Below are 6,856 nucleotides of genomic sequence, written 5' to 3'. Positions count from 1 at the left end.
AGTGCGGCCATAGTGGGTGATAGCCCTGTACGCGAAAATCTCTTAGTCATGAAATCGAGTAGGACGGAGCACGAGAAACTTTGTCTGAATATGGGGGGACCATCCTCCAAGGCTAAATACTACTGACTGACCGATAGTGAACTAGTACCGTGAGGGAAAGGCGAAAAGAACCCCGGAGAGGGGAGTGAAATAGATCCTGAAACCGTATGCGTACAAGCAGTGGGAGCAGACTTTGTTCTGTGACTGCGTACCTTTTGTATAATGGGTCAGCGACTTATTTTCAGTGGCGAGCTTAACCGAATAGGGGAGGCGTAGCGAAAGCGAGTCTTAATAGGGCGTCTAGTCGCTGGGAATAGACCCGAAACCGGGCGATCTATCCATGGGCAGGTTGAAGGTTGGGTAACACTAACTGGAGGACCGAACCGACTACCGTTGAAAAGTTAGCGGATGACCTGTGGATCGGAGTGAAAGGCTAATCAAGCTCGGAGATAGCTGGTTCTCCTCGAAAGCTATTTAGGTAGCGCCTCATGTATCACTGTAGGGGGTAGAGCACTGTTTCGGCTAGGGGGTCATCCCGACTTACCAAACCGATGCAAACTCCGAATACCTACAAGTGCCGAGCATGGGAGACACACGGCGGGTGCTAACGTCCGTCGTGAAAAGGGAAACAACCCAGACCGTCAGCTAAGGTCCCAAAGTTATGGTTAAGTGGGAAACGATGTGGGAAGGCTTAGACAGCTAGGAGGTTGGCTTAGAAGCAGCCACCCTTTAAAGAAAGCGTAATAGCTCACTAGTCGAGTCGGCCTGCGCGGAAGATGTAACGGGGCTCAAACCATACACCGAAGCTACGGGTATCATCTTCGGATGATGCGGTAGAGGAGCGTTCTGTAAGCCTGTGAAGGTGAGTTGAGAAGCTTGCTGGAGGTATCAGAAGTGCGAATGCTGACATGAGTAACGACAATGGGTGTGAAAAACACCCACGCCGAAAGACCAAGGTTTCCTGCGCAACGTTAATCGACGCAGGGTTAGTCGGTCCCTAAGGCGAGGCTGAAAAGCGTAGTCGATGGAAAACAGGTTAATATTCCTGTACTTCTGGTTATTGCGATGGAGGGACGGAGAAGGCTAGGCCAGCTTGGCGTTGGTTGTCCAAGTTTAAGGTGGTAGGCTGAGATCTTAGGTAAATCCGGGATCTTAAGGCCGAGAGCTGATGACGAGTGTTCTTTTAGAACACGAAGTGGTTGATGCCATGCTTCCAAGAAAAGCTTCTAAGCTTCAGGTAACCAGGAACCGTACCCCAAACCGACACAGGTGGTTGGGTAGAGAATACCAAGGCGCTTGAGAGAACTCGGGTGAAGGAACTAGGCAAAATGGCACCGTAACTTCGGGAGAAGGTGCGCCGGTGAGGGTGAAGGACTTGCTCCGTAAGCTCATGCCGGTCGAAGATACCAGGCCGCTGCGACTGTTTATTAAAAACACAGCACTCTGCAAACACGAAAGTGGACGTATAGGGTGTGACGCCTGCCCGGTGCCGGAAGGTTAATTGATGGGGTTAGCTAACGCGAAGCTCTTGATCGAAGCCCCGGTAAACGGCGGCCGTAACTATAACGGTCCTAAGGTAGCGAAATTCCTTGTCGGGTAAGTTCCGACCTGCACGAATGGCGTAACGATGGCGGCGCTGTCTCCACCCGAGACTCAGTGAAATTGAAATCGCTGTGAAGATGCAGTGTATCCGCGGCTAGACGGAAAGACCCCGTGAACCTTTACTATAGCTTTGCACTGGACTTTGAATTTGCTTGTGTAGGATAGGTGGGAGGCTTTGAAGCGTGGACGCCAGTTCGCGTGGAGCCATCCTTGAAATACCACCCTGGCAACTTTGAGGTTCTAACTCAGGTCCGTTATCCGGATCGAGGACAGTGTATGGTGGGTAGTTTGACTGGGGCGGTCTCCTCCTAAAGAGTAACGGAGGAGTACGAAGGTGCGCTCAGACCGGTCGGAAATCGGTCGTAGAGTATAAAGGCAAAAGCGCGCTTGACTGCGAGACAGACACGTCGAGCAGGTACGAAAGTAGGTCTTAGTGATCCGGTGGTTCTGTATGGAAGGGCCATCGCTCAACGGATAAAAGGTACTCCGGGGATAACAGGCTGATACCGCCCAAGAGTTCATATCGACGGCGGTGTTTGGCACCTCGATGTCGGCTCATCACATCCTGGGGCTGAAGCCGGTCCCAAGGGTATGGCTGTTCGCCATTTAAAGTGGTACGCGAGCTGGGTTTAGAACGTCGTGAGACAGTTCGGTCCCTATCTGCCGTGGACGTTTGAGATTTGAGAGGGGCTGCTCCTAGTACGAGAGGACCGGAGTGGACGAACCTCTGGTGTTCCGGTTGTCACGCCAGTGGCATTGCCGGGTAGCTATGTTCGGGAAAGATAACCGCTGAAAGCATCTAAGCGGGAAACTTGCCTCAAGATGAGATCTCACTGGAACCTTGAGTTCCCTGAAGGGCCGTCGAAGACTACGACGTTGATAGGTTGGGTGTGTAAGCGCTGTGAGGCGTTGAGCTAACCAATACTAATTGCCCGTGAGGCTTGACCATATAACACCCAAGCAATTTGCGTCGAAGAGACCAGATTGCGGTGTGTGAAGACGAAACGAACCGAAAGTTCGATGTTCACAAAACACCGAAAGCTGTCACATACCCAATTTGCTGAAGCGAGACCACAAGGTCACGAGTCAGTACCCGAATTTCTTGACGACCATAGAGCGTTGGAACCACCTGATCCCATCCCGAACTCAGCAGTGAAACGATGCATCGCCGATGGTAGTGTGGGGTTTCCCCATGTGAGAGTAGGTCATCGTCAAGATTAAATTCCGAAACCCCAATTGCGAAAGCAGTTGGGGTTTTGTTTTGCCCGCAGGAAAAGCATCTGCTTGATTTCTATGCAACAGCCCGGGTCATGGATATTATTCGGGCCTCATTGTGAGGGCGAGACCTGCATGTTGACGTTGTTGAACCTCCTGAAAGATGGCCGATTCCATTCTGGTCAGGATCTTGGCGCCGCCTTGGGAATAAGTCGAAGTGCGGTATGGAAACAGCTTCAGCATCTTGAGGCTGAGCTTGGCTTGTCCATTCATAAAGTGCGAGGACGAGGCTATCAATTGGCTGTTCCATTGACGCTACTCGACTCTCGGGCAATATCAGCAATGGCGCCAGATTGGCCGGTGATGGTCTTGGATTCGGTCGACTCGACAAACGCTGAGGCCTTGCGGGCGATTGGCCAAGGTAGTTTGGCGCCCTTTTTGGTGCTCGCGGAACGCCAAGTCTCTGGTCGTGGGCGAAGAGGTCGCAAGTGGGTAAGTCCCTTTGCAGAGAATCTTTATTACAGCCTTGTCCTGCGTATTGATGGTGGAATGCGCCAGCTCGAGGGCTTAAGTCTTGTTGTTGGGTTGGCTGTCTTGCAGGCTCTGAGAAATTTTGGAGTGCCAGGTGCGGGATTGAAGTGGCCCAACGATGTCTTGGTGGGTAACAAGAAGATTGCCGGCATTCTCCTTGAACTCGTTGGTGATCCGGCAGATGTTTGCCATGTGGTGCTGGGTATTGGTGTAAATGTGAACATGCAAGTGGCTGATGAAGTTGGCCAGCAATGGACTTCGATTCGGCTTGAGTCAGGTAGGAGTACTGACCGTAACTCCCTGGTGGCAGAACTTAGTAAGCAGTTAAGTGTTTATATCCGGCGCCATCAAGTGGATGGTTTTTCGGCTCTCCAGGCGGAATGGGAGGCGAACCATTTGTGGCAGGATCGCTCTGTGTCATTGATTGCGGGTTCCAGTCAGATAGATGGTGTTGTGCTCGGAATCGATAGTCAGGGTGCGCTGCGCCTGAAGGTGGATGGTGTGGAAAAAGTCTTTAGTGGTGGTGAGCTCAGCCTGAGGTTGCGTGATGATTCTTGAGCTCGACTGTGGGAACAGCTTCATTAAGTGGCGAGTACTGAAGGCTGCACTTGGCGCTGTCTTTTCCGAAGGGGTTGTCGACTCTGATCTCGCATTGCTAGACAGTTTGAAAGCTCTCAATGGGCTTGAGCTTCGTAAGTGCCGCGTGGTCAGTGTCAGGACTGCGGAGGAGACTGATGCCTTGATCGCTATTATCGAGCGTGAGTTTGGTATTTCGGTGGTGTGCGCGAAGCCCGCACGTGAAATGTCCGGTGTCAAAAACGGTTATGAAGAGTACGAGCGTCTAGGGCTGGATCGATGGCTGGCCATGCTTGGCGGGTTTCATCTCGCATTAGGCGGCGCTTGCCTGGTGCTTGATTTCGGTACGGCAGTGACTGCAGATTTTATTGCTGCGGGTGGTGAGCATCTTGGTGGTTTTATTTGCCCCGGAATGCCTTTGATGCGAAATCAGTTGCGTACGCATACCCGTAAGATTCGCTATGGAGATCTGGCGGCTGAGCGCGCGCTGTCAAGCAATGCGCCTGGGCGGACCACTGCTGAGGCGGTGGAGCGCGGGTGTTCATTGATGTTGCGAGGTTTCGTATTGACACAGTTGGAACTGGCGCGCTCTTACTGGAGAGAAGACTTCGCAGTCTTTATAACTGGGGGGGATGCTGAATTGGTTGCAGCTGTCGCCCCTGAGGCCCGAGTCGTTCCTGACCTGGTGTTTGTGGGGCTGGCTATGGCGTGTCCTTTTTCCTGAGGTTTATATGCGTTGGTTGTTCCTCCTGCTTCTTGTTCTTAATGTTTTCTATTATGTCTGGCATCAGCAGGAGGCGCCCTTGCGGGCGAAGGATGTAACGCCTCTTAGTTTGTATCGAGGTTCCCAGCAAGACATTCGCTTGCTCAGTGAAACGACGAGCAATGTTCGAGAGGGGCAGGGAGGGCGTCGGCAAGAGTGTCTGTTCCTTGGTGGTTTTTCTCGACAGGAGTCGATTACGGCGCTCCAGCAGCGTTTGGCTGAAATGGGAGTCGATGTAAAATCTTCGTCGAGGGATTCTTCTGGGGCTGGTTATTGGTTGTCTGTTTCGCCTCAGGGCCAGCGTTTGCTGGGGGATGCCCAGCTCCAAAACCTTTCCAACGAATTCAATGAGTTAAAACATAAAATAATGCTGTGTGAGGGGGTTGCACCTACTGAATAGTTTGCATAGAATGGCGCCCGCTCCACAGCGAAGACCTAAGTAGGGATTCAAAATGAAGCGATGTCAACGCAGCTAACCTCAGGTTTTTAAATGAGAAAATGCTTGACAGGGGTTTGGCATAGTATAGAATGCCGGCCTGATTAGGAGGGGTTCCCGAGCGGCCAAAGGGATCAGACTGTAAATCTGACGTCTACGACTTCGAAGGTTCGAATCCTTCTCCCTCCACCAGATTTAAGCGTGAGCTGCAGGCTCCGCGGGTATAGTTTAGTGGTAGAACCTCAGCCTTCCAAGCTGATGATGCGGGTTCGATTCCCGCTACCCGCTCCAAGTTTGCAGGTTGTGCAAAGTGTTTTGCTCTTGTAGCTCAGTTGGTAGAGCACACCCTTGGTAAGGGTGAGGTCAGCGGTTCAAATCCGCTCAAGAGCTCCATATAACAAGGCAGATATGAAAATATCTGCCTTTGTTTTAATGGCTGATATTGTTTGTCTAATTTCTTCTGTTGAGGGTGATATCGATGGCTAAGGAAAAATTTGATCGTTCCCTGCCCCACGTCAACGTTGGGACCATTGGTCACGTTGACCACGGTAAAACCACTCTGACTGCTGCTCTGACTCGCGTTTGCTCGGAAGTTTTCGGTTCCGCAATCGTTGACTTCGACAAGATCGACAGCGCACCAGAAGAAAAAGCTCGCGGTATCACCATCAACACCGCACACGTTGAGTACAACTCGAAGATCCGTCACTACGCTCACGTTGACTGCCCAGGTCACGCTGACTATGTGAAGAACATGATCACCGGTGCTGCTCAAATGGACGGCGCTATTCTGGTTTGCTCGGCCGCTGATGGTCCGATGCCGCAAACCCGTGAGCACATCCTGCTGTCCCGTCAGGTAGGCGTTCCGTACATCGTGGTTTTCCTGAACAAGGCTGACCTGGTAGACGACGCAGAGCTGCTGGAACTGGTTGAGATGGAAGTTCGTGACCTGCTGTCCACCTACGACTTCCCGGGCGATGACACTCCAATCATCATCGGTTCGGCTCGTATGGCTCTGGAAGGCAAAGACGACAACGAGATGGGCACCACTGCCGTCAAGAAACTGGTTGAGACTCTGGATGCTTACATCCCAGAACCAGTTCGTATGATCGACAAGCCATTCCTGATGCCAATCGAAGACGTATTCTCGATCTCGGGTCGCGGTACTGTTGTGACTGGTCGTATCGAGCGCGGTATCGTTCGCGTTCAGGATCCGCTGGAAATCGTTGGTCTGCGTGACACCACTGTTACTACTTGCACCGGTGTTGAAATGTTCCGCAAGCTGCTCGACGAAGGTCGTGCTGGCGAGAACTGCGGCGTTCTGCTGCGTGGTACCAAGCGTGACGACGTTGAACGTGGTCAGGTTCTGGTTAAGCCGGGTTCGGTTAAGCCGCACACCAAGTTCACTGCAGAAGTTTACGTTCTGAGCAAGGAGGAAGGCGGTCGTCACACTCCGTTCTTCAAGGGCTACCGTCCACAGTTCTACTTCCGTACTACTGACGTGACTGGTAACTGCGAGCTGCCAGAAGGCGTTGAAATGGTAATGCCAGGTGACAACATTCAGATGACTGTTACCCTGATCAAAACCATCGCGATGGAAGACGGTCTGCGTTTCGCTATCCGTGAAGGCGGTCGTACCGTCGGCGCTGGCGTCGTGGCTAAAATCATCGAGTAAGTAGTTGTAATGTATTTTTCGG

4 protein-coding genes, 3 tRNA genes and 2 rRNA genes (1 of these 9 running past the window's edge) are annotated in these 6,856 nt (G+C 52.1%); all 9 read left to right on the top strand.

Translation table 11 applies throughout. The features are described 5' to 3' along the window. Positions 1-2,590: ribosomal RNA gene (locus CLU80_RS10290) — 23S ribosomal RNA — on the top strand (it extends 304 nt beyond the left edge of the window). Between the two features lie 152 nt (positions 2,591-2,742). Next, a 5S ribosomal RNA gene (gene rrf / locus CLU80_RS10285) occupies positions 2,743-2,858 on the top strand. Between the two features lie 133 nt (positions 2,859-2,991). Continuing rightward, entirely contained in the window at positions 2,992-3,945 is a 954-nt protein-coding gene (birA, locus tag CLU80_RS10280; protein ID WP_093434950.1) for a bifunctional biotin--[acetyl-CoA-carboxylase] ligase/biotin operon repressor BirA, read from the top strand. Next, positions 3,935-4,687 carry a pantothenate kinase gene (locus CLU80_RS10275; RefSeq protein ID WP_099757310.1) on the top strand — a complete coding sequence of 251 codons (753 nt, stop codon included), beginning with the start codon at positions 3,935-3,937 and terminating at the stop codon, positions 4,685-4,687. The genes birA and CLU80_RS10275 overlap by 11 nt, the downstream gene beginning before the upstream one ends. Positions 4,688-4,694: 7 nt before the next feature. Continuing rightward, the gene (locus tag CLU80_RS10270) at positions 4,695-5,126 is read left to right on the top strand and encodes a hypothetical protein (RefSeq protein WP_093434400.1); all 432 of its coding nucleotides are present in this window, start codon (positions 4,695-4,697) and stop codon (positions 5,124-5,126) included. A 143-nt stretch (positions 5,127-5,269) separates the two neighbouring features. Then, positions 5,270-5,354 (top strand) — tRNA-Tyr (locus CLU80_RS10265). Between the two features lie 25 nt (positions 5,355-5,379). Next, a tRNA-Gly gene (locus CLU80_RS10260) sits at positions 5,380-5,453 on the top strand. 26 nt (positions 5,454-5,479) lie between these two features. Beyond that, a tRNA-Thr gene (locus tag CLU80_RS10255) sits at positions 5,480-5,555 on the top strand. A gap of 85 nt (positions 5,556-5,640) precedes the next feature. Continuing rightward, positions 5,641-6,834, top strand: coding sequence for an elongation factor Tu (gene tuf / locus CLU80_RS10250; protein ID WP_064361246.1), 1,194 nt, complete (start codon positions 5,641-5,643; stop codon positions 6,832-6,834). Positions 6,835-6,856 lie beyond the last annotated feature (22 nt).

The sequence above is a fragment of the Pseudomonas sp. 29 genome (assembly GCF_002754355.1).
In the GTDB taxonomy this organism is placed as follows: Bacteria; Pseudomonadota; Gammaproteobacteria; order Pseudomonadales; family Pseudomonadaceae; genus Aquipseudomonas; species Aquipseudomonas neuropathica.
The sequence above is the reverse complement of the archived record's forward strand: the minus strand, read 5'-3'. Positions and strand labels throughout refer to the sequence as shown.

Excerpts from the sequence above, each read along its gene's own strand:
- tuf (WP_064361246.1), top strand. The coding sequence starts at position 5,641 with ATGGCTAAGGAAAAATTTGATCGTTCCCTGCCCCACGTCAACGTTGGG.
- birA (WP_093434950.1), top strand. The coding sequence starts at position 2,992 with ATGTTGACGTTGTTGAACCTCCTGAAAGATGGCCGATTCCATTCTGGT.
- CLU80_RS10270 (WP_093434400.1), top strand. The coding sequence starts at position 4,695 with ATGCGTTGGTTGTTCCTCCTGCTTCTTGTTCTTAATGTTTTCTATTAT.
- CLU80_RS10275 (WP_099757310.1), top strand. The coding sequence starts at position 3,935 with ATGATTCTTGAGCTCGACTGTGGGAACAGCTTCATTAAGTGGCGAGTA.